The sequence below is a fragment of the Zoogloea sp. GDB6 genome, assembly GCF_056724105.1.
In genome coordinates this window covers 5,097,323-5,121,167 of record NZ_CM161497.1, presented here as the reverse complement: position 1 = coordinate 5,121,167, position 23,845 = coordinate 5,097,323, and the positions used below count along the sequence as shown (strand labels likewise).

15 protein-coding genes and 1 CRISPR repeat array (1 of these 16 only partly in view) are annotated in these 23,845 nt (G+C 65.1%); of the genes, 14 read left to right on the top strand and 1 reads right to left on the bottom strand.

Translation table 11 applies throughout. The features are described from left to right. The first annotated feature begins 182 nt into the window (after positions 1-182). From AC1PQG_RS23295 to AC1PQG_RS23275, 5 genes are all read left to right on the top strand, one after another. On the top strand, positions 183-3,563 hold the full coding sequence (locus AC1PQG_RS23295; protein WP_481120113.1) for a transglutaminase family protein: 3,381 nt from the start codon (positions 183-185) through the stop codon (positions 3,561-3,563). Between the two features lie 149 nt (positions 3,564-3,712). Further along, positions 3,713-6,241 (top strand): circularly permuted type 2 ATP-grasp protein, encoded by a 2,529-nt coding sequence (locus AC1PQG_RS23290; RefSeq protein WP_481120112.1) that lies wholly within the window; start codon positions 3,713-3,715, stop codon positions 6,239-6,241. 7 nt (positions 6,242-6,248) lie between these two features. Further along, on the top strand, positions 6,249-7,166 hold the full coding sequence (locus AC1PQG_RS23285; protein WP_481120111.1) for a transglutaminase family protein: 918 nt from the start codon (positions 6,249-6,251) through the stop codon (positions 7,164-7,166). Positions 7,167-7,252: 86 nt separating this feature from the next. Continuing rightward, the gene (locus AC1PQG_RS23280; RefSeq protein ID WP_481120110.1) at positions 7,253-8,311 is read left to right on the top strand and encodes a diguanylate cyclase domain-containing protein; all 1,059 of its coding nucleotides are present in this window, start codon (positions 7,253-7,255) and stop codon (positions 8,309-8,311) included. Positions 8,312-8,380: 69 nt separating this feature from the next. Then, positions 8,381-12,184: a PAS-domain containing protein gene (locus tag AC1PQG_RS23275; RefSeq protein WP_481120109.1), complete on the top strand. Its 3,804-nt coding sequence runs from the start codon at positions 8,381-8,383 to the stop codon at positions 12,182-12,184. 21 nt (positions 12,185-12,205) lie between these two features. Here AC1PQG_RS23275 and AC1PQG_RS23270 read toward each other — a convergent pair whose 3' ends face one another. Further along, complete coding sequence (locus AC1PQG_RS23270; protein WP_481120108.1) at positions 12,206-12,469, bottom strand: hypothetical protein; 264 nt, start codon at positions 12,467-12,469, stop codon at positions 12,206-12,208. Between the two features lie 644 nt (positions 12,470-13,113). Here AC1PQG_RS23270 and AC1PQG_RS23265 point away from each other — a divergent pair. The 9 genes from AC1PQG_RS23265 to cas2e are packed head-to-tail and all read left to right on the top strand — an operon-like array spanning position 13,114 to position 22,796. Next, the gene (locus tag AC1PQG_RS23265; protein WP_481120107.1) at positions 13,114-14,241 is read left to right on the top strand and encodes an NYN domain-containing protein; all 1,128 of its coding nucleotides are present in this window, start codon (positions 13,114-13,116) and stop codon (positions 14,239-14,241) included. Beyond that, positions 14,231-16,873 carry a CRISPR-associated helicase Cas3' gene (gene cas3 / locus AC1PQG_RS23260; protein ID WP_481120106.1) on the top strand — a complete coding sequence of 881 codons (2,643 nt, stop codon included), beginning with the start codon at positions 14,231-14,233 and terminating at the stop codon, positions 16,871-16,873. The genes AC1PQG_RS23265 and cas3 overlap by 11 nt, the downstream gene beginning before the upstream one ends. A 3-nt stretch (positions 16,874-16,876) precedes the next feature. Next, the gene (locus AC1PQG_RS23255) at positions 16,877-18,460 is read left to right on the top strand and encodes a type I-E CRISPR-associated protein Cse1/CasA (protein ID WP_481120105.1); all 1,584 of its coding nucleotides are present in this window, start codon (positions 16,877-16,879) and stop codon (positions 18,458-18,460) included. Continuing rightward, positions 18,457-18,987, top strand: a complete 531-nt coding sequence (locus AC1PQG_RS23250) for a type I-E CRISPR-associated protein Cse2/CasB (RefSeq protein WP_481120104.1) — start codon at positions 18,457-18,459, stop codon at positions 18,985-18,987. Before AC1PQG_RS23255 ends, AC1PQG_RS23250 begins: the two co-directional genes overlap by 4 nt. A 37-nt stretch (positions 18,988-19,024) precedes the next feature. Further along, positions 19,025-20,215: a type I-E CRISPR-associated protein Cas7/Cse4/CasC gene (cas7e, locus tag AC1PQG_RS23245; RefSeq protein WP_481120103.1), complete on the top strand. Its 1,191-nt coding sequence runs from the start codon at positions 19,025-19,027 to the stop codon at positions 20,213-20,215. 2 nt (positions 20,216-20,217) lie between these two features. Further along, positions 20,218-20,928 carry a type I-E CRISPR-associated protein Cas5/CasD gene (gene cas5e / locus AC1PQG_RS23240; protein ID WP_481120102.1) on the top strand — a complete coding sequence of 237 codons (711 nt, stop codon included), beginning with the start codon at positions 20,218-20,220 and terminating at the stop codon, positions 20,926-20,928. Further along, the gene (gene cas6e, locus AC1PQG_RS23235) at positions 20,925-21,641 is read left to right on the top strand and encodes a type I-E CRISPR-associated protein Cas6/Cse3/CasE (RefSeq protein WP_481120101.1); all 717 of its coding nucleotides are present in this window, start codon (positions 20,925-20,927) and stop codon (positions 21,639-21,641) included. The genes cas5e and cas6e overlap by 4 nt, the downstream gene beginning before the upstream one ends. Further along, positions 21,635-22,528, top strand: a complete 894-nt coding sequence (gene cas1e, locus AC1PQG_RS23230) for a type I-E CRISPR-associated endonuclease Cas1e (protein ID WP_481120100.1) — start codon at positions 21,635-21,637, stop codon at positions 22,526-22,528. The genes cas6e and cas1e overlap by 7 nt, the downstream gene beginning before the upstream one ends. Continuing rightward, the gene (gene cas2e / locus AC1PQG_RS23225; protein WP_481120099.1) at positions 22,500-22,796 is read left to right on the top strand and encodes a type I-E CRISPR-associated endoribonuclease Cas2e; all 297 of its coding nucleotides are present in this window, start codon (positions 22,500-22,502) and stop codon (positions 22,794-22,796) included. The genes cas1e and cas2e overlap by 29 nt, the downstream gene beginning before the upstream one ends. A gap of 74 nt (positions 22,797-22,870) precedes the next feature. After that, positions 22,871-23,845: a CRISPR direct-repeat array (repeat unit 29 nt; unit sequence GGCTCCCCCGCGTCCGCGGGGATAGACCC) (it continues 1,372 nt past the right edge of the window).

Genomic DNA, 23,845 nt, shown 5'->3' with positions numbered 1-23,845 from the left:
GTGCGTGCACGGCGGGCTATCGCCGGGTCGGCACGTCCCATCCCCGTTTCGATACTCCAAAAGCCTTGGTTTGATGCAGGATCGCAACATCCACGCAACAAGAGCGGCGTAAACCGCTTGGCGTGAAGCTTGCTAAGTCAGGCAACTAGTCTGCAAACCGCGCCCCAAGAACGGAGTATCCCGTGACCATCCATGTCGCTCTGAATCACCTGACCTCCTACAAGTACGACCGGCCGATCAATCTCGGCCCGCAAGTCGTCCGTCTGCGGCCCGCCCCCCACAGCCGTACGCGCATCCTGTCCTACTCCCTGCGTGTGCTGCCCAAGCCCCATTTCATCAACTGGCAGCAGGATCCGCAGTCCAACTACCTGGCGCGCCTGGTCTTCCCGGAGAAGGTCACCGAGTTCAGCGTGGAGGTGGACCTGGTTGCCGAGATGTCGGTGATCAACCCCTTCGACTTCTTCCTGGAGCCCGAGGCCGAGAACTTCCCGTTCGAATATGCCGGCGCCCTTAGCCACGAGCTGGCCCCGTACCGCCTGAAGGAAGAGCTCACGCCCGAATTCAAGACGTACCTGGACGGCATCTCCCGCGACAAGACCCGGGTGGTGGACTTCCTGGTCAAGCTCAACGCCGACCTGCAGCAACACATCGGCTACGTGATCCGCATGGAGCCGGGCGTGCAGACGCCGCAAGAAACGCTCGCCAAGCGCACCGGCTCGTGCCGCGACTCGGCCTGGCTGCTGGTCCAGCTGTTGCGCCACCTGGGCCTGGCGGCACGCTTCGTGTCGGGCTACCTGATCCAGCTGAAGGCCGACGTCAAATCCCTCGACGGCCCGTCCGGCACCGAGGTGGATTTCACCGACCTGCACGCGTGGACCGAGGTCTACCTGCCGGGCGCCGGCTGGGTCGGCCTCGACCCGACCTCCGGCCTGTTCGCCGGCGAAGGCCACATTCCGCTGGCCGCGTCCCCCGATCCGTCGTCGGCAGCGCCGATCTCCGGCCTCATCGACGAATGCGAGTGCGAGTTCGAGCACCGCATGGAGGTCACCCGCGTGTTCGAGGCGCCGCGGGTCACCAAGCCCTACACCGAGGAGCAATGGGCCGAGATCGAGGCCCTCGGCCACCGCATCGACGCCGACCTCGACGCCAACGACATGCGCCTGACGATGGGCGGCGAGCCGACCTTCGTGTCCATCGACGACCCGGACGGCGCCGAGTGGAACACCGAGGCGATGGGCCCGACCAAGCGTGTCCGCGCCGAAGACCTCTACCATCGCCTGCGCGAGAAATACGGCCCCAACGGCCTGGCCCACTTCGGCCAGGGCAAGTGGTATCCGGGCGAGCAGTTGCCGCGCTGGTCGCTGACCTGCTTCTGGCGCAAGGATGGCGAGCCGATCTGGACCAACCCGGACCTGATCGCCGACGCCTCCGCGCCGGGCGAGGTGGACGCCGCCCAGGCCAACGCCTTCCTGGCCGGCATCGCCGAGCGGCTGGCGCTGGACCCGCTGCGGGTCTTCCCGGCCTTCGAGGACGCCTTCTACTACCTGTGGCGGGAGCGCCGCCTGCCGGGCAACGTCGATCCCTTCGACGCTCGCCTCGACGATCCGCTGGAGCGCGACCGCATCCGCCGCGTCTATGAACATGGCCTGCCCAACCCGGTCGGCTACGTGCTGCCGGTCAGCCTCAACAGCTACACCGGCGACTGGCAGACCGGGCCGTGGTTCCTGCGCGACGAGCGCTGCTACCTGATCCCCGGCGACTCGCCGCTGGGTTACCGCCTGCCGCTGGATTCCCAGCCGTGGGTGGCCAAGGGCGACTACCCCTACGTCAATCCGCCCGACCACCACCAGGTCTTCCCGCCGCTGCCCGAGTACAGCGCGATCCGCCGCCAGCTGCCGGGCGGCCAGACCGCGGTGCTCAACGCGCTGAAGGACGGCGAGGCCGGCTTCGGCTCGTCCGCCGCGGCGCGCGCCGCCGCTGCCCTGAAGGCGGCCCGCGACGCCGAGAAGCTGAGCCCCACCGACCGCCAGCCGGAGCCGTTCAAGTCCGCCGACTGGATCGTCCGCACCGCCATGTGCGCCGAGCCGCGCAACGGCACGATGCACATCTTCATGCCGCCGCTGTCCAGCCTCGAGAAATACCTGGAGCTGGTCGCCGCCATCGAGGCGACCGCCGAGGCCCTCGGCACGCCGGTGGTCATCGAGGGCTACGAGCCGCCGTCCGACCCGCGCCTGACCCACTTCCGCATCACCCCCGATCCCGGCGTCATCGAGGTGAATATCCACCCGTCGCGCAACTGGGAAGAGCTGGTGGACCGCACCACTCACCTCTACGAGGCAGCCCACTATTCGCGCCTGACCACCGAGAAGTTCATGGTGGACGGCCGCCACACCGGCACCGGCGGCGGCAACCACTTCGTGCTCGGCGGCGCCACGCCGTCCGACTCGCCCTTCCTGCGCCGGCCGGACCTGCTGCGCAGCCTGATCTCCTACTGGCACAACCACCCGAGCCTGTCCTACCTGTTCTCCGGCCTGTTCATCGGCCCGACCAGCCAGGCGCCGCGCATCGACGAGGCGCGCAACGACTCGGTGTATGAAATCGAGACCGCCTTCCGCCAGTTCCCGAAGGCCGGCGAGGACGTGCCGCCGTGGCTGATCGACCGCCTGCTGCGCAACCTGCTGATCGACGTGACCGGCAACACCCACCGTTCCGAGTTCTGCATCGACAAGCTCTACTCGCCGGACGGCCCCACCGGCCGCCTCGGCCTGCTCGAACTGCGCGCCTTCGAAATGCCGCCCCATGCGCGCATGTCGCTGGCCCAGCAACTGCTGCTGCGCGGCCTGCTGGCCCGCTTCTGGGACAAGCCCTATGCGCCGGAGCGTCTGGTGCGCTGGGGCACCGAGCTGCATGACCGCTTCCTGCTGCCGCACTTCGTGCAGCAGGATTTCAACGATGTGATGGAAGACATGCAGGGCCATGGCCTGGACTTCAAGCCGGAATGGTTCGCGCCGCACATGGAGTTCCGTTTCCCGAAGATCGGCGATTTCGCGGTGCGCGGCATCCAGGTCGAACTGCACAGTGCCCTCGAGCCCTGGCATGTGATGGGTGAGGAAGGGGCCATCGGCGGCACCGTGCGCTTCGTCGATTCGTCCGTCGAGCGCCTGCAGGTCAAGGCGACCGGCATGTCCGACGACCGCTTCCTGCTGGCGGTCAATGGCCGCACGATCCCGCTGCAGCCCACCGGCACCGTCGGCGAGCACGTCGCCGGCGTGCGCTACCGGGCCTGGCAGCCGCCGTCCTGCCTGCATCCGACCATCCCGTCCCACGCGCCGCTGGTTTTCGACCTGGTGGATACCTGGACCGGCCGTTCCCTCGGCGGCTGCCAGTACCACGTGTCGCACCCGGGCGGGCGCAGCTTCGAGACCTTCCCGATCAACGCCTTCGAGGCGGAGAGCCGCCGCCTGGCGCGCTTCTTCCGCATGGGCCACACGCCGGGCGAGCCGGCGGTGCAGGTCTCGCCGGTCGAGCGGGAGTTCCCCTTCACGCTCGATCTGCGGCGCTGACGGAGGCTTCCCGGTCTCTTGCGGGGGGATTAAAACGTGGGGGCGAATTCGTTCGCCTCCACGCTGGCGCCTGCCCGCTTTACCAAAATCAACAACTTCCGTGCCGTCCGTGGCACGGAGGTCCGGTCGGTGTGTGCTAGTTTCGCGAGATGTCCAGCTCCATCCTTGCCCATTACCCCTATCGACCCGACAGCTACGACGAGCTGTTCGGTGAAGAAGGCGTGCGCCCGCACTGGCAGGAATTCCTCGATCACATCGACGAATCCAGCGCCGACACCCTGAAGCTGCGGGCCGCCCAGCTCTCTCGCGGCATCCAGCAGAACGGTGTCACCTACAACGTCTATGCCGACCCCCGCGGTACCGACCGCCCGTGGTCGGTGGATCTGCTGCCGCTGATCCTGCCCGCCGATGAGTGGCGCGGCATCTCGGCGGCGATCACGCAGCGGGCACGCCTGCTCAACGCGCTGCTCGGCGATCTTTACGGCGCCCAGACCACCCTCTCCGAAGGCCTGCTGCCGCCGGAACTGGTGTACGGCCACAAGGGCTTCCTGTGGCCGTGCTCCGGCCTCAAACCGCCCGGCGGCGCCTACCTGCACCTCTATGCCGCCGATCTGGCCCGTTCGCCGGACGGCCGCTGGTGGGTCATTGCCGACCGTACCCAGAGCCCGTCCGGCGCTGGCTACGCGCTGGAGAACCGCCAACTGGTGTCGCGGGCCTTCCCCGATCTGTTCCGCGACATGCAGGTGCGCAGCCTGTCGGGCTTCTTCCGTGGCCTGCAGCGCAGCCTGGCGAGCCAGGCGCCGACCGACGGCGAGCCGCCGCTGACGGTGCTGTTGACGCCGGGGCCCTTCAACGAAACCTATTTCGAGCACGTCTACCTGGCGCGCAACATGGGCTTCCCGCTGGTCGAGGGGCAGGACCTGACGGTGCGCAACGACACCGTCTTCCTGAAGACGGTGTCCGGCCTCAAGCGTGTGCACGCGATCCTGCGCCGCCTCGACGACGACTTCTGCGATCCGGTGGAATTACGTGCCGACTCGGCCCTCGGCGTGCCCGGTCTGCTCGGAGCGGTGCGCGCCGGCCGCGTGCTGGTGGCCAACGCGCTGGGCAGCGGCCTGCTCGAATCGGCGGCGCTGCCGGGCTTCCTGCCCGGCATCTGCCGCCACCTGCTCGGCGAGGAGCTGGCCATGCCGTCCGTGGCCACCTGGTGGTGCGGAGAGGAGCCGGCCCGCAAGGAGGTGCTGGAGAACCTGCGCAGCCTGGTCATCAAGCCGACCTTTCCGGGCGGCGGCAGCGAGGTCATCTTCGGCGACCAGCTCGCCGAAGACCAGTTCGACGAGGTGGCCCGGCGCATCGAGGCCGAACCGTCGGCCTTCGTCGCCCAGGAATTGGTCAAACTGTCCCGTGCGCCGGCCTGGGGCGGCGGCCAGCGCCGCAAGCTGCTGACGCGCTCGATGGGCCTGCGGGTCTACGCGGCGATCACGCCGGAAGGCTACAACGTGCTGCCCGGCGGGCTGGCGCGCGTCGCCGGGGTGGACAACACGCGCATCCTGACCATGCAGAAGGGGGGCAGCAGCAAGGACACCTGGGTGTTGTCCGACGGCCCGGTGGCCAGCTTCAGCCTGCTCAACAACAACATCCGCGTCGGCGACCTGATCGAGGAAACCGGCACCCTGTCGTCGCGCCTGGCCGAGAACCTGTTCTGGTGCGGCCGCTACGGTGAACGCTGCGATGCCGTCGCACGTCTGGCCCGCCTGGCCTTGTCACGGCTGTCGGAGGGGCGGCGCTCGGAGCGTGCCGGCGCCCTGACGATGATGCTCGAACTGGCGGAGGGAGCCGGTCTGGTCGAATCCCGGGTGGGCAGCCTGCCGATCGCCAAGGCTGAGCTGGATCTGTTCCGCGCAGTGCTCGATCGCCGCTCCGACAGCGGCCTGGCGGCCAATCTGCAACGTCTCATGTGGTGTGCCACGCAGGCTCGCGAGCACCTGTCCCTCGACCACTGGCACGCCCTCAAGCGCCTGTCCGCAGAGTTGGAGGACGCCCGTGCGACGGTCACCGACGTATCGGCGCTGCTCGAATTCCTCGATGGCGCGCTGACCACCTTCGTGTCCCTGTCCGGCTTCGCGATGGACAACATGACCCGCGACACTGGCTGGCGCCTGCACATCGTCGGCCGCCGCGTCGAGCGCCTGGACTACCTGGCCCGTACGCTGGCGCGCTTCCTGCGTGCCTATGGCGACATCAACGGCCCGCTGCAGCGGGAGCTGGCGGTGGAGGCCTTGCTGGAATTGTGCGATTCGATCATCACCTACCGCACCCGCTACCGCGCCCAGCCCGAACTGTTGCCGGCGCTGCACATGCTGACGACGGACGACGGCAACCCCCATGCGCTGGCCTTCCAGGTGCGCATGGCCAGCAATTACCTGGCCCGTTTCGAAGCCGACGAGAAGGTCAACCTCGGCGTGGCCGAGCTGGAGGCCAGCTTCGCGGCGATCCGCGCCTTTCCGTGGGGGCGCCTGGAGGCGGTCTGCCCGGCCCTCGAGCGGGTCGATGCCAGCCAGCAGCTGGCGGGGCTCTTCGACCGCCTCGGCAGTGCCGGCCGCACGCTGTCCGACCGCTTGGCGATGCGCTTCTTCAGCCACGTTGGCCAGACCGGCCAGGCCACCTTTGCAGCCTGAAGGCCCCATGACCCGTTCCGCCGCCTACACCATCCTCCACGAAACCGAGTACCCCCCTTGCGGCGTGCCGGTGTCGCTGGCGCAGCACCTGCTGCACCTGATTCCCCGCGCGCTGCCGTGGCAGAGCCGCGAATCCGGGCGCATCGTCATTGAACCGGACCTGGCCCACCTGACCGAGGGCGAGGATGCCTTTGGTAACCCGGTCGCCTGGCTGTCCCTCGACACGCCCCACGACGGCCTGCTGGTGCGCGCCGAAAGCCATGTCACGGTGATGAGCCGGGAGCTGCCGGAGCCCGAGGATTCACCGCCATGGGAGACCGTGCGCGACAGCCTGCGCTACCACCCGGAGCCGCGCGATGCGGACTCCCTTGCCGCGCTGCGCTACCTGTACGCCTCGCCGCGGGTGCCGTGCAGCGCCGCGCTGGCGGCATTTGCCGGCCAAGCTTTCAAGCCCGGGGTGCCCGTGCTCGCCGGAGCGCAGGCACTGATGGCGCTGATCTTCAAGACCTTTACCTTCGATGCCAAGGCCACCGAGGTGAATACCCCGGTACACGAGGTGCTGCAGCGCAAGCGCGGTGTCTGCCAGGACTTCGCCCACCTGATGATCGCCGCGCTACGCTCCATCGGCCTGCCGGCCCGCTACATGTCTGGCTACCTGCTCACCGATCCGCCGCCGGGCAAGCCGCGCCTGATCGGCGCCGACGCGTCGCATGCCTGGGTGGCGGTGTGGTGCCCGCAGAACGGCTGGGTCGAGTATGACCCGACCAATGGTATCCAGCCCGACTTGCGCCATGTGACCCTCGGCTGGGGGCGCGATTTCCAGGACGTGTCGCCGCTGCGCGGCGTGATCCTCGGCGGCCGCGCCCAGGCACCGGAGGTGCGCGTCACCGTGATGCCGGACGCCGAGCAGGGCGAACCCGCCTAGTGCCGGTGCCAGCCTGCTGCAGCGGACGACACATCGGATATTCCTGACTGTCGGCTGGCCGCGCTTCCGCTACGATATGTCTGACGATGAGCCAGACGAGAACCTTGGTCGTGGATGGACTGAACCCGGAACCCGCCGATCCCGTGCAACGCCTGCTGGTCGTCGATGATGACCCGAGCATGGTCCGCCTGTTGAGCCGCCTGCTGACCGGCATGGCGCGCATCCATTTCGCCACCAGCGGCGAGGATGCGCTGCTGCAGATGCGCCAGAACCCACCGGATCTGGTGCTGCTGGATGCCGAGATGCCCGGTCTGGGCGGCTACGAGACCTGCCGCCAGATCAAGGCAGACCCGGCGCTGGCCCATGTGCCGGTGATCTTCGTCACGGCCCACACAGACACCACGTCGGAGACCCATGCCCTCACGATCGGTGCGGTGGATTTCATCCCCAAGCCGCTCAACCCGCCGGTGGTCCAGGCACGGGTCCGCACCCATCTGGCCCTCAAGCGTCAGAGCGATGAATTGCGTCGCCTGACCGCCACCGACGCGCTGACCGGCATCGCCAACCGGCGCGCCTTCGACGACGGTCTGCAACTGGAATGGCGGCGTGCGCTGCGCAGCCATGCGCCGCTGTCGCTGCTGATGGTGGACGTGGATTACTTCAAGCGCTTCAACGACACCTACGGGCATCCGGCCGGCGACGCCTGCCTGCGGGCGGTGGCGCGCGTGCTGGCGGGCACCGCCCGGCGGGCCGGCGACCTGGTGGCGCGCTACGGCGGTGAGGAGTTTGCGCTGTTCCTGCCGGCCACCAACGCCTCCGATGCCTTTCGCCTTGGCGAGAGCCTCTGCCAGAGTGTCGCGGCGCTGGCGATCCCGCATGCCGCGTCGGCTGTCGCAGCGCACGTCACCGTCAGTGTCGGGGTCGCCACGCTGGTCCTGCCCTGCGACGGTGTGGAGCCGCCCCGCGCGGCCTGTCACGACTGCGATCAGTCTGCCCGCTGCCTGGCTGCGCCGCAGGCGCTGCTGGCCCTGGCCGACGAAGCCCTGTATGCAGCCAAGGCCGCGGGTCGGGCACGGGTCGTCAACCGGGTCGGGACCGTCGGGCAGGGCTACGATGCGGATTCCGTGATCGAATCGGGTGACTGATCCAGACTATGCTGAGATCATGGCGCGGTTGGTTGTCGGCCATGTCTCGCTTTTAATGTTCGGAGCTCCATGCCAGCCTGGCTCTATTCCTTCCGCGTCCGTCTGACGCTGCTGTTCGGTGGCCTGTCGTTGGCCGTCGCGCTGGGGCACAACCTCTATCTGGAGCAGATCACGACCGCGGCGCTGACCCGCGAACGGGGGGCTGCGCTGCGCGATCTGGCCCATGCGATCGCGGTCCAGCTGGATGGCAACATCCAGGAGCGGGCGCGGGAAATCACCCTGCTGGCCCAGTCGCCGGCGATGACCCGCGGCAGCCTGCAGGCGGGCGACCTGCGCGGCGTGCTGGAGCGCATGAAGCACTCCCATCCGCAGTACGCGTGGATCGGCGTCGCCAGCCCCGATGGCGTCGTGCTCAATTCCGCGGATGGGGTGCTGGCCGGTGCGGACGTGCAGCAGCGCCCATGGTTCATCGAGGGCCAGAAGCGGGCCTACATCGGCGACATCCACGAAGCCGTGCTGCTGGCCAAGCACCTGCCGCGGCAGCGCTCCGGCGAGCCCCTGCGCTTCATCGACTTCGCCGCGCCGATCTACGACGAGCGGGGCGAATGGCGCGGCATCCTGGCCAGCCATTCCCACTGGAGCTGGGTCGAGCACATCATTGCCACGGCCCTGCCGGCGGAGGCCGTGGCCGACCAGGTCGAGGTGTACGTCCTCAGCCGCAGCAACGCCGTGCTGTACCCTTACCAGGCGGTCGGCGCCGGCGAGGTGCCGCTGGAGCTGTCCAGGGACGTGGGCTATACCCAGGTGGCGTGGGGCAAGGAGGGGACTTTCTTTACCGCCACAGCCTTGCTGCCGAGCTCCGTGGCGTCATCCCTCGGCTGGAAGGTCGTGGTGCGCGAGCCGGTGGGCCAGGCTCTCGCGCCGGTTGCCGCCTTGCGCCAGACCCAGTGGCTGCTGGCCATCCTGACGACGCTGGGCCTAGGCGGCACCGTCTTCCTGTTCGCCCGCCGCCTGAGCCAGCCCCTGGAGCAGTTGGCCGACTCCGCCCGGCGTGTTCAGCAGGGCGAGGAGGAGTTGCTGCCCGAGGTGCGTTCGCGCACCACCGAGGTTCGCCATCTGGCCGATGCGGTACAGGCGATGACCCGCAGCCTGCTGGTTCGGCGGGAGGCGCTCCGCGAGGCCACGGCAGAGCTGGAGACGCGGGTCTCGGAGCGGACCCGGGAGCTGGAGGACGCGCGTAACCGTTTCCGCAACTTCATCCGGTGCGCTCCGATCGCCATCGGGGTGATCGAGGACCAGCGCATCACCATGCGCAACGAGCAGTTCATGCGCCTGTTCGGCTACACCGAGAGGCAGGTGCGCAACCTCGAGGACTGGTGGCGCCAGGCGGTGCCCGATCCCGATTACCAGGCCTGGGCGCGTGCGAAGTGGGCGGCGGCCGTGCACCAGGGCCTCGCCGAGCAGCGCGCCACCACGCCGCTCGAAATCCGCGTGCGCTGCCTGGATGGCAGCGAGCGCGATGTGGAAGTGTCGGGCGTGTCGTTGGACGGTGTCTTCCTGGCGACCTTCTCAGACGTGACCGACCTGAAGCGCATCCAGCAGGATCTCGAGGCGGCGAATGCCGAACTGCGCGTGCGCAGCCTGGAGAGCGAGGAGGCCAACCGCAGCCTGGAGCGGCAGACCGGCCTGCTGCGGGGCGTGATCGAGAGCCTGCCCTTCGGTCTGGTGGTGTACGACGAACAGCGCAATCTGGTCCTGCAGAACCGCTTGTTCGCGTCGCTGCTGGGCTATCCGCCGGCGCTGTGCGGGCGCACCGGCGTGCGCTTCGATGATTTCGTGCGTTTCAACCTGGCCCGCGGCGACCACGGGGACGCGGATGGGGAGCAGGTGCTGGCGGGCTTCGTGAAGGCCATGAAGGATGCGCGGCCGGTGGTCTTCGAGCGTACCCAGTTCAACGGTGTGTCGCTGAAGATCGAGGGGACACCGCTGCCCGATGGGTGGACGCTGCTGACCTATACCGACATCAGCAAGCACCGGGAAGCCGAGCGGGGCTTGCGGGAGGCGCGCTTGCAGGCCGAGAGCGCCAATCAGGCGAAGAGCGACTTCCTCGCCAACATGAGCCACGAGATCCGTACCCCTCTCAATGCCATCGTCGGCACGGTGCAGGTGTTGGCACGGGGGCGGCTTGACGCCGAGCAGCGCCACCTGGTGAGCACCGTCCAGACCGCCAGCCGTGGCTTGGTGGCCGTGATCAACGACATCCTCGATTTTTCCAAGATCGAGGCGGGCCACTTCGAGCTGGCGCCGGAGCCCTTCGTGTTGGCCAACGTAATGAGCCACCTGGTGGACGTGTTCACTGCCTCGGCCGCCGCCAAGCGTCTGACCCTGCGCCTCGAGCCGCTGCCGGCCGACGTGCACGCGCTGGTCGGCGATGCCCAGCGCCTGTCCCAGATCCTGCACAACCTCGCCGGCAACGCGATCAAGTTCACCGCCGTCGGCGAGGTCGTGCTGGCGGTCGGTGTCATCAGCCGGGACGCCGGACATGTCCGCCTGCGCTTCACCGTGCGCGATACCGGCATCGGCATTTCTGCCGACACGATTGCGCGCCTGTTCGACGCCTTTGTGCAGGCCGATGCGTCCACCAGCCGGCAGTTTGGCGGCACCGGCCTGGGCCTGGCGATCTGCCGGCAGCTGGTCGGGCTGATGGGCGGCGAGATCGGGGTGCACAGCCAGCCGGGGGAGGGCAGCGAGTTCTGGTTCGAGCTCCCTTTCGACATCGCCGAGATGGCCGAGGTGCTGGAAGAGCCCGGCCCGAGCGGCCCGGCGCATGCACGTCTGGGCGGCCTGCGCGTGCTGGTGGTGGACGACAGCGCGGTGAACCAGGACGTAGCGCGCCGTCTGCTGGAGTTCGAGGGGGCCGGTGTGGAGGTGATGGACAACGGCGAGGCCGCCGTTGCCTTGCTGCGTGTCGAGCCGGCCGCCTTCGATCTGGTCCTGATGGACGTGCAGATGCCCGTCATGGATGGGCTGGAAGCAACGCGGCGGATCCGTAGCGACCTCGGCTTGACCGACCTGCCGGTCATCGCGCTGACCGCCGGCGTGCTGCCCAGCCAGCGCGAGCGCGCCTTCGCGGCCGGGATGTCGGGCTTCCTGACCAAGCCCTTCGAGCTGGACGCAATGGTCGCGACGATCCTGCGCCACGTGGCTGACAAGGTCCGCCGGGTCCCACCGGCTGCGGTCCAGTCCCCCGTCGCTGCGCCGCCGGCTGCGCTGGAGCCCGGTGACGCATTCCCGGTCATTCCCGGTATCGACGAAGAGGAGGTCAGAGGCCGTTTCCTCGACGATCGAGCCCTGTTCCTGCAGGCCCTGCGCGGCCTACGCGACGAGTTTTCCGACGTGGGGGCACAACTATGCGCCGATCTGGCACGCAACGATGCGGCCAGCGCCGCGCAGCGCGCGCACAAGTTGAAAGGGCTGGCCGGCAACATCGCGGCCAAGGAGGTATTTGGCCTGGCCGGGCAGCTGGAACACCTCTTCCGCGACGCCTCCGCCTCCGCCACCGATCCGACGCTTCTGCTGGAGGCGCTGCAGCGCGCGATGACCCGCCTGCAGGCTGATCTGGCGCCGCTGCTGGATGGCCCAGCGCAGGCCACGGGCGAGGTGGAGACGTGCCCCGTCGAGCTGGATCGCGATGCGCTGCAGGCCTTGCTCACCGCACTGGCCGAGCAGGACATGGATGCCCTGCGGATCTTCGATGGCCTCCGTGCCGGCCTCGCCGCGCGCCTCGGCGCCGACGAAGTCGATGCGCTTGCACAGCTCATCGACAGCCTGCGCTTTGCCGAGGCCGAGGCGCGGCTACGTACCTACGCCTGACGGGGCGGTGGTGGCCGCGTCTTATCCAGAGTTCCGTACCCGCAGTGCCTCGGACAGCCCCCGCATCTCCTCGGCGATCATGAAGCAGGCCCACAGGTAATTGTCCTGCAGGGTGGGGTTCAGGCGGCGGAAGGCGTCGCCCGAGTCGCCGAAGGTGCGGGCAAGCAATGCCTGGAGCTGCATCTGCCGGGCGGAGAGCTGGTCGATGAGGGCCATGGCGTCGACATCGTCATTGAGCAAATAGAGCGGATCGGTTGTTGCGGGGAAACTCATCGGCGTGCTCATGTCGCACTCCTTCCGGTGGTGGCCGCCTGTTGTACCGGCAGGACAGCAATGGCAGGTTGGCAGGCGCAATGAGACGTGGCTCGGACAACTCGGTCCGGTGTGAAGTGGTGCATGAGGGTGGCTCCTATGTCGGCGGTCTGAATCTCCGCCACCCACTTCTCACGGTGGGCGGCGGAACCGTGCGGGGGTGAGAAACCGGGACATAGGAACCGGCCAGCCTCGCGGCTGCCCCGCACGGACCGCCATTGAATGGGCGTAGCCATGCGCCGAAATGAGAAGACCGCGTACAACGCGGCCTGATCGTATCGGCCTATGTCATTCCGGGTTCTCACACCCGGTCACCATTGTTTGAGTGACGAGCGGAGTATCGGCTCGGGCGGCGGCGGGGGTCAAGGTCTTCGATTGGTCTTTTAGAAGCAAATTAGCAATGTCCGATTCCCGCGCATCAAAAATGTCCGCAGTGACGGAAGGCGAAGATCTAGCAGTGAGAACGGATAAAGACGGACGGGAATGGAATTAGGCGGTCAATAGACCTTCGCCCCGGAATTCTGTCACGCATTTGCTGCGCTTTGTGTCACTGGGCTATGCCCGATGTGGGGTGGCATCATCTGTTATGGATATAACGAATGGTTTTTTAATCTCGGATGAAGCACGAACTTCCTGCCTTTGCGGTACTCATTGATGCCGACAATGTCCGCTTAGACAGTATCTCGCCGATTCTTGAAGAAATTACGCGCCATGGTCGTGTGACTGTACGGCGCATTTATGGTGACTTCACCACGTCAAATCTGGCTGGTTGGCGTAACAAACTTGCAGATCACGCGATTCAGCCCATTCAGCAGTACCGTAATACGGTCGGCAAGAATGCCAGCGATAGTGCGTTGATCATCGATGCTATGGATCTGTTGCACTCCCGGCGCTTCGAGGGCTTTTGTCTTGTCAGCAGTGACAGCGACTTTACCCGGCTGGCGACGCGTATTCGTGAGGATGGTTTAACCGTTTTTGGCTTTGGCGAAAAGAAGGCGCCAAAAGCTTTCGTCAGTGCCTGCGATCGTTATATCTATGTGGAGAACCTGACGGCCTCCCCACCGAATGGCTGTGATGAGGAGGCTGCAACTCCTGTTGTCCTGGAGGTGCGTACGCCGGATCTCGTGGAGAACTCGCCGGCTGACGCGGAAGTACTCCCCATCGAGGCGACTATCTCCGGCGCAGAAAAGGTTCCTTCTGAGCCCGCGATCAACGCAGAGTCTCCAAAAGTCAATTTCAGGCCGGCCTCTCTGGCGATGCATGCCCTGCTGCGAGCCTATACAAATGTGGCGGATGAGCAGGGGTGGGCGATGCTTGGCCAATTATCGTCCTATATCCACGCCAATCATCCGGACTTCGACCCCCGGAGTTATGGCTGTACGAAATTCATCGAGCTGCTCCAGAAGACTGAGGCCTTCGATGTCGAATTGCGTTCGCATAAGAACGGACAAGTTTATTTCTGTCAACCGAAGAATTTTATTCCGCCAAAGATGCAATCAATGGCTGGGAAGCCGGTCAAGGCATCTGCCTACAGTGAGGCGCTGCTCAAGGCTGTTACTGAGGCAACCAGTGCCAATGGTTGGGCTCCGGTCAGTATTATCGGACAAAAGCTGAAAACACTGGGTCGAACAGTCAAGGAGTCGGGGCGCTCGACCCTGACCGATGCCTTGAAGGCGACGGGACTGTTCGAAATGCAGGGAGCGGGCGCCGCCCGATATTTCCGGGTCAAGCGAAATGGCAAATGAGCTGAACGGCACCGTACCGCTGACGCTGGCGGATGCATTCGGCAAGCTCGATCGCCAGGCCCGCGGACACTGGCATTCGCTGGTCGATCACATGGCCGATGTTGCGGCGACCTTCGAAGCGCTCTGTCGCTGTCGGTCGATCAGAAGAGCGCTTGAAGCGGCTGCTGGGCGTGTTCTAACCGATCTGGACATCGCACGATTGACGGTGCTTGCCTTTCTGCATGACTACGGCAAAGCCAACGCCGGGTTTCAAGGGAAGCGCTGGGAGAGAGCAGAACGTCCCCGTCATTGGTTCACCGCTGGCCATGGTGCCGAAGCCATAGCGTTGCTCGATGCGGCATCGACAAGCGACGAAGCATGGGAGTTGCTCAAGCTCCTGCCCATCGAGATCATGGCCACGACCTGGGGGGACGAAGCGGTTGAGGCGCTGCTGCACGCCAGTGTCGCCCATCACGGCCGCCCGCTTGCACGTGTCCCGGATTGGTCGAGTGTTCGCATCCACTGGCGTGCGCACGATGGCTATGACCCCGGCGTGCAGTTGAAACGCATCGGGGCTGCCGTGCAGGCTTTTGTACCCGATGCGTTTCATGCCAGTGCTGTGCCTCTGCCCGATTCGGCGCGTTTTGCACATTACTTTGCCGGTCTGGTGCAATTGGCCGATTGGTTGGGGTCAGACACGCGCTATTTCCCGTTCTCCGGGCCTGGCGAGGATCGCCTCGTCACGAGCCGTGAGCGAGCCGGCAAAGCGGTGCGTGCATTGGGACTCGACGTCGAGGATTTCCGGTTCAGCCTGCAATCGTCAGCTCCGGATTTCGCGACGGTCTTTGGTGGGGCGACACCCTACCCAACGCAAGGTGCGATGAGCGATGACGCCCTGGGGCCGGTTGTCGTGCTGGAAGCAGAAACCGGGAGTGGCAAGACCGAAGCCGCGCTGTGGCGCTTTCTGCACCTGTTTGCGCATGGCAAGGTCGATGGCCTCTACTTTGCGTTGCCGACCCGCGTTGCAGCCAGCCAGGCTTATGCGCGCGTCCGCTCGGCGGTGGCGCGCGCATGGCCGGCGGGCGGGCCGCTGGTGCTGCGCGCACTGGCCGGTTACGCCGCCGCAGATGGTCAGACGTCACAGGCCTTGCCTGACTTCAAGGTACTGTGGAGCGACGAGCCTTCCGATGCCGAAGCAGGGCGGCGCTGGGCTGGCGAAAGTGCCAAACGTTTCCTGGCTGCCCCCATCGCTGTAGGCACAGTTGACCAGGCTTTGCTCGGTACCTTGCAGGTCAAACATGCTCACCTCCGGCACGCGCTGGCGGCGCGTTCCTTGCTGGTAATCGACGAGGTTCATGCATCCGATGCTTACATGGGGGTGCTGATCGAACATCTGATCGGCGCCCAATTGGCGCTGGGTGGTCACGTCCTGCTGCTTTCCGCAACCCTGGGTGTGGCGGCACGTACCCGCTATCTCGCTGCCGGTCGGCGTCAGACGGCGCAACTCATTCCGTTCTCCCGCGCCTGCCGCCTGCCTTACCCGGCCATCTCGGATGCTGCCGGTCTTCGTGCGACCAGTGGGGCTCTCCGGGAGAAGGTCGTTCAGTGGCGTAGCCAGGACATCATCGATGAGCCTGAGCACGTGGCCGCCATTGCCGTGGATGCGGCGGCCCAGGGCGCTCGCGTGCTGATCATCCGCAACACCGTTCCAGCAGCCGTTGCCACGCTGACGGCACTCGAAGCCATCGTGCCGGATCCTGCCTGGCTATTCCGAGTGGAAGGCACGGTTACGCTGCACCACAGCCGTTTTTCACGGGAAGACCGCCCGCTACTGGATGCGGCTGTTGAAGCGCAGTTGGGCAAGCAACGGCCTGCAGGACCGCTGATCGTCGTTGGTACGCAAACGCTGGAGCAGAGTCTCGACCTCGATGCCGATTTCCTGATTGCCGATCTATGTCCGATGGATGTGCTTCTGCAGCGTATCGGCCGCCTGCATCGCCACGTGCGGGCAGCCGAGGCGCGGCCGGAGGCTTACCGAACTGCGCAGGCGCTGGTGCTGACGCCGCCGGCCGGGGATCTCTTGCCGAGCCTGACACGCCCCAAGCACGGCCTGGGGCGATTCCGCGATGGTGGGGGCGTTTATGCGGATGTCCGCATCCTCCAGGCAACACTCGATGTGATCGACGCCGAGCCGCAGGTCTGCATTCCGTCTGACAACCGCCGCTTGGTCGAGTCGGCGACACATCCCGAAGCGCTGCAGGCTATAGAGAATCGCGATGCCGTTTGGGCGGCCCACGGCCAGCAGATCGATGGTGATACGGGCGCGCGGCGGACGAATGCAAAACTGGGGCTGCTGCCTCTGGATACGCCTTTCGCGGAGCTCAACTTTCCCGATGAGGTCAAGTTGGCGACCCGCCTTGGCGCTGCAGACCGGGTGGCGAATTTCGAGCCTCCCCGGGTTGGCCCGTTCGGCAAGCCGGTACGTGAATTGCCGATCCGCCACCACCTCCTGCCGCCAGATCTGCCGCTGGATGCCGAGCCGGCGGAGATTGTCGGCGAGCCCGGTAGTTTCACGTTCCGTTTTGGAAGTGCCTGTTACCGCTACAGCCGCCTCGGCCTCGAACGCCTCCCGAATCCCGCGACCTCGGAGTGACATATGGATGCCCCCAGCCTGAATCTCCTCACGGACCCCTTGATTCGCATCCGTGATCCCGACGGGCAACCACAACGCCTCTGCCTGCCCGAACTCTTCGTCGCCCTTGGCCGCGATTCGGTCAGGGACTATCCGGCTTTGCGTCCGCACCAGCGCCACCCCTGGCATGCGCTACTGGTGCAACTGGCGGCAATCGCAATGCACCAGGCCGGCGAGTCCCAGCCTTGGGATGACCCTGCCGACTGGCGCAAGGCCCTGCTTGCGCTCACCCCGAAGCACCCCGATGGCTCAGCCTTTTGCCTGGTCGCGCCGCTTGATAAACCGGCCTTCCTGCAGGCACCAGTTCCGGAAGGCAAGCTCGATGGGTGGAAGGACATTTCCACTCCGGATGCGCTCGACATGCTGGTGACGTCCAAGAACCACGACCTGAAAGGGGAGCGCATGAGGACGGCGGAAGCGGATGACTGGTTGTTTGCTTTGACCAGTTTGCAGACGCAGGAGGGGTTTCTTGGTGCAGGCAATTACGGCATATCACGCATGAACGGTGGTTTTTCCAGTCGGCCGGCAATTGGAGTCACACCTGATGGCGGTATTGGCAGGCGCTGGAGGCGGGATGTTGCGGCATTACGCGATGCGCGAAGTGACATCATCGATCGGTATGAGGTGTGCGAAGACGATGGTATTGCGTTGATATGGTTACCCTTGTGGGATGGGACGAAGAGCTTGGCTTTTTCAGCACTGGATCCGTTCTACGTTGAAATTTGCAGGCGCGTCAGATTCGCTTGCAGCAAGGCCGGCAGTCTCATCGCGCATGGTACGGGCACGAAGGCGGCGCGTATTGACGCCGCAGCTCGGAAGGGTGTGACCGGGGATGCATGGATGCCTGTCGAAGAAGACAAGGCGCTGACACTTGGTGCGGATGGGTTCAGTTACGGTTTGGCCGTAGAGCTCGCTTGGGGCTCCAAGTACCGGAAGACGATTGCCCAAGCACTGCGTGATGAGGATGGAGTAAGTGGCATATCCCTTCTTGCCCAGGGAGTGGTTCGAGGGCAGGGCAAAACCGAGGGATACCACGAACGCCGTGTGCCCTTATCCAAGAAAGCCGTAGGTTTATTGCGCCGTGGGCAGACCGATCTGCCTGCATTACTGGCATCCCGGCGTGTCGAGGCCATCGCAAAAATGCGGGGCTCCGTATTGCGCACGGCTCTGTTCGCCCTGCTCGAAGCCGGTACGGACAAGCTCGACTTCGATCGTCGTACGGCCAAACAACAGGTCGAGCCCTTTGTGAAGGCCTTTGAGCGTGCCGAAGATGCCCGTTTCTTCGACGACCTGAATACCGAACTTGATTTTGAGTCCGAAGAGGAGCGCCACGCCGAGCGTCTGAACTGGCTTATCGGCCTCGCCGAGCGCGCTGAAGCAATCCTGCGGGGTGCCTTTGCCATTGGTCCGCAGTGTGGCGAACGGCGCTATCGAGCACGCTCCCGGGCTTTGTCCTTCTTTCACGGCGCATTGCGCAACGAGAAGAACCTTCCGCAACTGGCGCAACACCTGCGTTCCCATCCTGCTGCAGAGGAGACTGCTTCATGACCGAATCCGGACACTCCCTTCCTGTTCCGCCTCTTGCGCGTCTTGCTGCTGTCATTGGCAGGCGTGAACGATTCCGCGGCGATAGCGCGGCGCTGGATGCTGGGGAGCGCGCGGCACTGGCCCGCCTGGATCCCGAGTCTCCGCGCCCCCACCAGGTCGGTGCACTGGCGCGTGCGTTGGTGCTCTCCGACATCGCGATCGATGAATGGCAACCCGAAACATGGCAACGCTGGGCCTTGATCGCAAATGGAATTGCCCTCGCTGGTCATGACCCGAATCAACGCTTGGGGGCGCAATTGGCGCGGGCCGATGTTTCCGAAAGTCGTGTCACCCGCTTGCTGACCGCCCGTGGAGATGCGTTCCGCCAACAGATTCCGCGCGTGCTGCGCCTGATGGCGAGTCGGAGCGTGGCGCCGAATTGGCAGGAGCTCGGCGCACTGATCCTGGCGACCGATCACGACGAAGAGCGTGCCGAGACGCAGCGCCTGCGAATTGCCGGGCATTACTACACCGCTGTTGCACGCTGAACTGAATTCAATTGCAGTCTCAACTCAGGATATCGCCATGAATCTTCCCCGTTTCATCCAGATCCATACCCTGCACACGTATCCGGCTGCACTGCTTAATCGCGACGATGCGGGCCTCGCCAAGCGCCTGCCTTATGGCAGTGCAGTGCGGACGCGTATTTCGTCGCAATGCCTCAAGCGCCACTGGCGGGTGGCTGAGGATGCTTTTGCTCTGGCTAATTTGGGGGTGCCGATGGCGACCCGGACCCGCTATATGGCCGAATTGGTACGTCAGCGTTTGGTGGAGCAAGGTCTTGATGAGGCCCTGGCGTTTTCAGCTGCCGAAGCGCTGCTCGAAGCGCTTTTTGGCGATAAGGCGGACAAGAAGAAGGAGGGTGCAAAGGCCCTCCAGACTGGTCAGGCGGTGTTGTTCGGCAACGAGGAAATTGCGTATCTGACCCGTCGTTGTCATGAGATCGCAAGCGCATCGGTCGAGTCGGCAGCGTTGAAAGCCGAGATCGCCAAATTCCTGAAAGAGGAAAAGAAGAACATCGAGGCCATGAAACTCGGCAGTGGCCTGGAGTCGGCCCTGTTCGGACGCATGGTCACCTCGGATGTCCTCGCCAACCGCGATGCATCGGTGTCCGTTGCCCATGCCTTCACCGTGCATGAAGCTCAGGTCGAGAACGACTACTTCACGGTGGTGGACGACTTTGCCCAGGCCGAGGACGGTGCCGGCTCTGCGGGCATCTTCGATACGGAACTGGCTTCGGGTCTGTACTACGGCTACGTAGTCGTCGATGTGCCGCAACTGGTTGCCAACCTTGAGGGTATCCAGCCGAAGGAGGCATTTGGCACCGCGACCGGTGCGGATAAGCGGGAGCTTGCCGGCAAGGTCACGCAATACCTGCTGCACCTTATCGCCACGGTCAGTCCCGGTGCCAAGCGCGGCTCCACTGCGCCCTATGACTGGGCGAAGTTCGTGCTGGTCGAGGCGGGTGACTGGCAGCCGCGTAGTCTCGCCGCCGCCTTTCATGACCCTTTGCCCCTCAAGGGGCAGGAGCCTGTCCGCGTTCGTGCTGCCACCAAATTGGCTGCGGAAATTGCGGCGCTGGATGCGGCATATGGCATGCTGACTGCCCGTCGCTACCTGGCGGTGGATGACGTTACCGTACCGGGTGCCGAGCGCGCCACGCTGACAATTCTGGGTGAATGGATCGCCCAGGTCGTCCGTGCCGGTGAGTGCTGAAGATGGCCTCCCACCTGTTGCTCCGGCTAGAGAGCCCCTTGATGGCCTTTGGCGGCGAGACCATCGACAACCTTGGGGTCATCCGTGACTTTCCGGCTCAATCCATGCTCACAGGACTCATCGCAAACGCTTTGGGTTGGCGTCGGGAGGATGGGGGAGCTCACAACAGGCTCCAGGCGCGTCTTGTCTTCGGCGTCCGGCTTGATCGGCCTGGTACTCGTTTCACCGAGTTTCAAACCGCGGAACTGCGCAAAGGTGATGCCGGCTGGACCACCATGGGCAGCCCCGAGGGCCGTGGTGGCGGTGAGGGAACCTATAAGGGGCAGCATCTGCGTTATCGGGACCATCTTGCCGATGCTGCGGTACTCGTTGCACTCCGCCTGGAGCCTGTCGCCGAAGCGCCGACCCTGGACGATGTCGCTTACGCCCTGCAACGTCCGCAGCGCCCGCTTTTTCTGGGGCGAAAGCCTTGCGTGCCGTCGGCTCCACTCTTCGCAGGCTACGTCGACGCACCTGACGTGCTGACGGCGTTGACATGTGCCGGCAGGCTCGCGGACAACGCGCATGTGCGTGTGCAATGGCCTGTGGGTGAAGGTGAACTCCCTGGTAGTCGACGTGTCGATCTCTGCGACGAGCGCAACTGGACCAGTGGGGTTCATGGCGGTTGGCGCCCCGTCTATCAAGGCAGCCTGCAGGTGGGGGATCAGACATGAATCTCTCCTTGCTGCAGTGTCATCCCGACCCACGTCGCCTGGCTGCCTGGGCAACGCGCTTCGGGCTCACCGCCGGAGGGGATGATCTCGGCTATGCCTTGCATACCCTGCTGGCTGCAGCCTTTGGTGAGGCGGCACCCAAGCCTTTCCGCTACTTTGGTGACGTCCGGGGTTTGTTGGCATACACCACGCATGACCCGGATGCACTCCAATTGGCCGCCCAAATGGCGGCGCCGGATGTACATGCGGCACTCGGGCTCGACAGGTTTGCCGTGCGCAGCTTTCCGCATCAATGGTCCGCTGGTCGGCGGCTCGGGTTCGAGTTGCGCATACGGCCGGTTCTGCGCACTCCGCAAGGCAAGGAGCGGGATGTGTTCCTCGCTGCGATCGATAAGCGTGCGGAGACTGACGATGAATTGTCGCGCGACGCCGTCTATGCCGATTGGCTCCGTAACGAGTTGGCGCGCGGCGATGCGGCGACGGCCGAGCGTCTGCAACTCGACGGTTTTCATCTCTCCGCGAGCCTGCGCAAAGGGGCTGCAACCTCTGGAAAGCGTCCCGCCCGGCGAGTTGCGGGCCCTGACGCCGTGTTCAGCGGCGAACTGAGCGTACGTGACTCCGCGGGATTCTCGGCGTTACTGACACGCGGTATAGGACGGCATCGGGCATTTGGGTTTGGCATGTTGCTGCTGAGGCCGCCTGCGTCATGCTGAAGGGGCGCCTGGGGCTGGAAACCGCGCGGATTCCCCATGCCGACCGGCATGGTTTGCTATGGCTGGAACGGGGAGAACTGTGCGTGATCGATGGGTGCCTGCATTTTCTGGCGGGCAAGGACAGTCTCACACCCTATGTCGATCAGATCCCTCATCAGGCTGTGTCCATGATCCTGCTTGGTCCGGGCAGCAGCGTGACCCATGACGCCCTGCGTCTGCTGGCCCGTCATGGCACGTTGTTGGCGGCGGTCGGTGTGGATGGTGTGCGTAGTTACACGGCACCGCCGTTGCTGCCTGATCGTTCCGACATTGCCCGACGCCAGGCCGAGTTGTGGGGTAACCCGCGGCGGCGCATTGCAGTAGCTCGCCGCATGTATGCACTGCGTTTGGGCGAAGTGTTGCCTCATCGGGATCTGGACACTCTGCGGGGTATCGAAGGCTCCCGTGTCAAAACCTTGTATCGGCTGACTGCCGAACGCTATCGCATCAAATGGAATGGGCGTCATTACGATCGTGCGGATCCTGAGTCCGCGGATCTGCCCAATCAAGCCATCAACCATGCGGCGACGGCAGTGCAGGCGGCTGCGGCCATTGCTGTTCAGTCGGTTGCTGCGATTCCGCAGCTTGGTTTTATCCACGAAGACTCGGGACAGTCCTTTGTGCTGGATATCGCTGACCTGTTCCGGGATGCCTATACGTTGCCGATTGCCTTTACCGCCGCGCGCCAGGCTCTGGATGGATCACCGGAGTCTGTCGATCGCTTGGTGCGACGTGAGGCCGCCAGTGTCTTCCGCAAGCAGTCCGTGATCCCGGCCATGATTGACAGCATCAAGACCGTTCTGCGCATGGAGGAAGTCGATGCCGCTGGCAGTGGTAGTAACCCGTGACGTTGCCGACCGTTTCAGGGGTTTTCTTGCCTCGGTCATGCTTGAAGTGGCTCCTGCGGTCTACATATCTCCTCGCATGACCAAAGGTGTGCGTGAGCGGGTGTGGAAGGTCCTTGCAGATTGGCACGATGATGAGCCTCGGGGCAGTGTCGTCATGGTCTGGCGTGACAACAATGAAACGGGAGGCGTGGGATTGGCCCATCTGGGGTCACCGCCGCGGGAGCTTGTCGAAGCGGATGGAATGTGGCTCACACGCACTCGACGATAACGTTCGGATCCTTAACAATACGCAAACATCACTTTTGATGATTTCCTTTAGGAGTCATGGGCTTGGCTCCTAGAGGCTCCCCCGCGTCCGCGGGGATAGACCCACTTATTACAGCGGCATGATGGAGTCAGATTTGGCTCCCCCGCGTCCGCGGGGATAGACCCCGTTTAGCCCTCTAAAAACGACTTTTTGTTTAGGCTCCCCCGCGTCCGCGGGGATAGACCGCCGGGGTCGATGACCTGCGCTGGGTGAAGGACGGCTCCCCCGCGTCCGCGGGGATAGACCCATGCGTCGGAGCGTAGAGGCGTGCCTTGAGGTGGCTCCCCCGCGTCCGCGGGGATAGACCCGTATTAGGTGCCCCTTGCAATAAAGCTTAGTTGGCTCCCCCGCGTCCGCGGGGATAGACCGCTGCCTGTCGTCCAGCAGCTCGATGCGTGGAGGGCTCCCCCGCGTCCGCGGGGATAGACCCAGAATCGTCCCCGTGCCATAGATCACGCGACCGGCTCCCCCGCGTCCGCGGGGATAGACCCGGAGGGCCGTAGGCCATGTACGACTCGAGGCGGGCTCCCCCGCGTCCGCGGGGATAGACCCCTTTGCCGCCACTGGTGAAGCCGATGGAAACAGGCTCCCCCGCGTCCGCGGGGATAGACCCACTCGGAGCTTGCCGGGTAATGCTCGGAGCTTGGCTCCCCCGCGTCCGCGGGGATAGACCCCGGCCGTCATCTTGCGGCCAAGTTTCATTGTCGGCTCCCCCGCGTCCGCGGGGATAGACCCTAGCAAGACTTTCCGCAAGTTCGGCCAAAACCGGCTCCCCCGCGTCCGCGGGGATAGACCCGTGCTGGCGACAACCATCTGCGGGAATGATTTGGCTCCCCCGCGTCCGCGGGGATAGACCCTGGATGCGCGTCCGGTAGACGAACTCGCATTCGGCTCCCCCGCGTCCGCGGGGATAGACCCACGTCCTCCATGACCTGAAGCGGAATGCCTGCGGCTCCCCCGCGTCCGCGGGGATAGACCCAAGGTCTGATCAGCCGCGTTCGTGACACGCA

Coding starts and splice junctions, on each gene's coding strand:
- AC1PQG_RS23290 (WP_481120112.1), top strand. CDS start 3,713: ATGTCCAGCTCCATCCTTGCCCATTACCCCTATCGACCCGACAGCTAC.
- AC1PQG_RS23285 (WP_481120111.1), top strand. CDS start 6,249: ATGACCCGTTCCGCCGCCTACACCATCCTCCACGAAACCGAGTACCCC.
- AC1PQG_RS23280 (WP_481120110.1), top strand. CDS start 7,253: ATGAGCCAGACGAGAACCTTGGTCGTGGATGGACTGAACCCGGAACCC.
- AC1PQG_RS23275 (WP_481120109.1), top strand. CDS start 8,381: ATGCCAGCCTGGCTCTATTCCTTCCGCGTCCGTCTGACGCTGCTGTTC.
- AC1PQG_RS23270 (WP_481120108.1), bottom strand. CDS start 12,469: ATGAGCACGCCGATGAGTTTCCCCGCAACAACCGATCCGCTCTATTTG.
- AC1PQG_RS23265 (WP_481120107.1), top strand. CDS start 13,114: ATGAAGCACGAACTTCCTGCCTTTGCGGTACTCATTGATGCCGACAAT.
- cas3 (WP_481120106.1), top strand. CDS start 14,231: ATGGCAAATGAGCTGAACGGCACCGTACCGCTGACGCTGGCGGATGCA.
- AC1PQG_RS23255 (WP_481120105.1), top strand. CDS start 16,877: ATGGATGCCCCCAGCCTGAATCTCCTCACGGACCCCTTGATTCGCATC.
- AC1PQG_RS23250 (WP_481120104.1), top strand. CDS start 18,457: ATGACCGAATCCGGACACTCCCTTCCTGTTCCGCCTCTTGCGCGTCTT.
- cas7e (WP_481120103.1), top strand. CDS start 19,025: ATGAATCTTCCCCGTTTCATCCAGATCCATACCCTGCACACGTATCCG.
- cas5e (WP_481120102.1), top strand. CDS start 20,218: ATGGCCTCCCACCTGTTGCTCCGGCTAGAGAGCCCCTTGATGGCCTTT.
- cas6e (WP_481120101.1), top strand. CDS start 20,925: ATGAATCTCTCCTTGCTGCAGTGTCATCCCGACCCACGTCGCCTGGCT.
- cas1e (WP_481120100.1), top strand. CDS start 21,635: ATGCTGAAGGGGCGCCTGGGGCTGGAAACCGCGCGGATTCCCCATGCC.
- cas2e (WP_481120099.1), top strand. CDS start 22,500: ATGCCGCTGGCAGTGGTAGTAACCCGTGACGTTGCCGACCGTTTCAGG.